Source organism: Rathayibacter rhapontici, assembly GCF_001995175.1.
In the GTDB taxonomy this organism is placed as follows: domain Bacteria; phylum Actinomycetota; class Actinomycetes; order Actinomycetales; family Microbacteriaceae; genus Rathayibacter.
The window spans coordinates 1-2661 of record NZ_MUKN01000117.1 but is presented as its reverse complement, the minus strand read 5'-3'; the positions used below and the strand labels follow the sequence as shown (position 1 = coordinate 2661).

Genomic DNA, 2661 nt, shown 5'->3' with positions numbered 1-2661 from the left:
GGCCGCGAGCCGGCCGGCGGCGAGGGCGGGGCTCGCCGAGGTGACGAGGGCGACGCGGGTGCGGGGCAGGGCCGCGAGGAACGCGACGGCGCCCGGGATCTCGACCGTCCCCTCCGTGTGCTCGAGCTCGTAGGCGTTCAGCTCGGCCACGATGCCGGCCACGTCGCTGCCGGGCGGGGCGAAGCGGCGCACGCTGTCCTCGGCCCGCACGCCGTGCACGGAGGCGAGGATCATCGCGCGGTCGAGGCCGAAGCGGTCGGCGAAGGAGCGCCAGATGGTCTCGACGACCGCGGTCGAGTCGACCAGCGTCCCGTCCATGTCGAAGAGGGCGGCGCGGGCGCGGATCAGGTGCGGCATGCCCCCATCCTGGCCCAGGAGGCGCGCGCGGCTCAGACCAGCCGGTTCTCGTACGCGTGCACGACGATCTGCACGCGGCTGCGCAGCCCCAGCTTCACCAGGATGCTGCGCACGTGCGTCTTGACCGTGGCCTCGCTGATGAAGGAGGCTCCGGCGACGGCGGCGTTGCTCAGGCCCTTCGCGACGAGGGCGTAGATCTCGCGCTCGCGCGGCGAGAGGGCCGCGAGGACCTCCTCCGGGCGGCGCTCGCCGTGGACGTGCGCGAAGCGGCGCACCAGGCGACCGCGGCGACCGGCGGGGCGTCTCCCGCGGCCACGGCGCGCACCGTCGCGAGCAGCTGCTCCGGGGTCGCGTCCTTGGTGAGGAACGCGCTGGCGCCGGCGCGCAGCGAGCGGAACACGGCCTCCTCCTGCCGGAACGTCGTCAGGACGATCACCTGGGGGCCGCTCGTGCGCTCGGCGCCCTCGCCCCCGGTGATCCGCCGGGTCGCCTCGAGCCCGTCGAGCAGAGGCATGCGGATGTCCATCAGCACGACGTCGAGCGGCTCCCGGTCCACGAGCGCGAGCGCTGCCTCGCCGTCGTGCGCGGTGCCCGCGACGACGAGGTCGGGCTGCGACTCGAGCAGCATGCGGAGTCCGTGGACGAACAGCTCCTGGTCGTCGACGACGGCGACGCGGATCGGTGCGCTCACGCGTGGGCCTCCCGGCGCTCGAGGGCCGCGGTGGCGGTCGGGAGGAACGCGGTGACGAGGAACGATCCGTCCGGGTCGGGGCCGGCCGTGAGCCATCCGCCCGCCAGCCGGGCGCGGTGCTCCATCCCGGCGAGGCCGAAGCCCCGACGGACCGGGTGCGCGGCGGGGGCCGCGCGCCCGGGCGGCTCGCGACGGCGAGGAGGAGGCCCGGGCCGTCCCAGGTGAGCGAGACGGAGGCGTGCGGCCCGGCGCCGCCGTGCTTGAGGACGTTGGTCAGGCTCTCCTGGACGATGCGGTAGACGGCGAGCTGTTGCGCGGGTGCCAGGCCGGCGGGCTCGCCGAGCTCGCGCAGCTCGACCTGCACGCCGGTGCCCTCGAAGCGGCGGACGAGGTCCGGCAGATCGGCGAGCCCGGGCTGCGGGCGGTCGGTCTCCTCGGTGAGCCCCTCGATCAGACCTCGGAGGTCGACGAGCGCCGACCGCGACGTCTCGGCGATGCGCAGGAGAGAGGTCTCGGTCGATCCGCTGCCCGCCTCCGCCTCCGAACGCCGGAGGAACCGCGACCCGTCGGCCAGCGCGATCACCACCGCGAGGGAGTGCGCCAGCACGTCGTGCACCTCCTGCGCGATCTCGCTGCGCTCCTTCAGCGCCCGCAGCTCGTAGCCCGCGATGAGCAGCTCGCGCTCGGTGCTCTCGATCCGCTCGCTCGCGGCCTCGGTGCGCGCGGCGAACTGGAGGGCCGTGCCCGCCGTCCAGCAGACCGCCCAGAGCAGCGCGTGCACGGCGGTGAGGCTGAGCGCCCAGCCGAGCGCGAGCTCCGGGTTCTCGAAGGTCTCGCCGATGCCGATCCAGCTGAGCCAGCCCGCCGAGAAGACGAGCGAGAAGCCCACGGCGGTCGACCACGCGACGCCGACGAGCAGGGTGCCCCAGCGCAGGCGCGTGCCGGCCCGTCGGGCGACCACGAACGCCACCACGAGGCAGCCCTCGAGGATCGGCCAGGTGGTGGAGTCGGCGCCCGGCAGCCGCACGAGCTGCAGGAGCGGGACGGCCAGGACGAGGGCGAGGGCGACGGACGGGCGAGCGCTGCTGAGGCCGATCGCGAGGGCGACGGGGCCCAGGAGGACGGCGAACGCGAGCGCGGCTCCCGGAGCGGCGAGCCTGCCGATCTCGGCGGTGATCCAGAACGCGGCGAACAGCGCGGCCAGCAGCGGGGCGAGCGCGACGAGGAGCGGGCGGGAGCGGCGCGGCGTGGACATGGCCTCACCGTAGGCGAGCACCCCCGCGTCGCGCCCTGCCCGAGGCCCGATCTCCTCCCTCGTGATGAGGCCCGCCCTCATCGCCCTCTCATCGGATGCTCGCCGGGCACGCTCAGGCGGCCGCGGGCTCCGCGACGCTAGCCTTCAGGAGGACTGCGGGCAGGGAGCCCGACGGGGATGCGGAGTGCGCCATGACCGACGAGAACGAGAACACGGCGGCCGGGTCGACCGCGGGCGGCGGCGAGGCGCAGGCCTCGTCCGGACCGCGGGCCGGCTGGTACCCCGACCCCGCCGGATCGCCGCGGCAGCGCTGGTGGGACGGGACCGGCTGGACGGACTCGCTCCGCGACGCCCCGGC

The 2661-nt window shown here is 75.6% G+C and carries 4 protein-coding genes and 1 pseudogene; 1 reads left to right on the top strand and 4 read right to left on the bottom strand.

Translation table 11 applies throughout. The features are described from left to right. The 4 genes and pseudogenes from B0T42_RS18855 to B0T42_RS18845 form a co-directional block, all read right to left on the bottom strand. Positions 1-357: HAD family hydrolase (locus B0T42_RS18855; RefSeq protein ID WP_158078199.1), on the bottom strand; the 357-nt coding region annotated here is incomplete at its 3' end. 32 nt (positions 358-389) lie between these two features. Next, positions 390-632 (bottom strand): response regulator transcription factor, encoded by a 243-nt coding sequence (locus tag B0T42_RS22520; RefSeq protein ID WP_342418290.1) that lies wholly within the window; start codon positions 630-632, stop codon positions 390-392. Next, positions 527-985 (bottom strand): response regulator, encoded by a 459-nt coding sequence (locus B0T42_RS18850; RefSeq protein WP_342418289.1) that lies wholly within the window; start codon positions 983-985, stop codon positions 527-529. The genes B0T42_RS22520 and B0T42_RS18850 overlap by 106 nt, the downstream gene beginning before the upstream one ends. A gap of 505 nt (positions 986-1490) precedes the next feature. Beyond that, positions 1491-2303, bottom strand: a pseudogene (locus tag B0T42_RS18845) (histidine kinase); the annotation flags it as partial. A 95-nt stretch (positions 2304-2398) separates the two neighbouring features. Here B0T42_RS18845 and B0T42_RS22515 point away from each other — a divergent pair. After that, positions 2399-2661, top strand: a 263-nt coding sequence (locus B0T42_RS22515) for a DUF2510 domain-containing protein (protein WP_342418288.1), incomplete at its 3' end; no start/stop codon positions are given.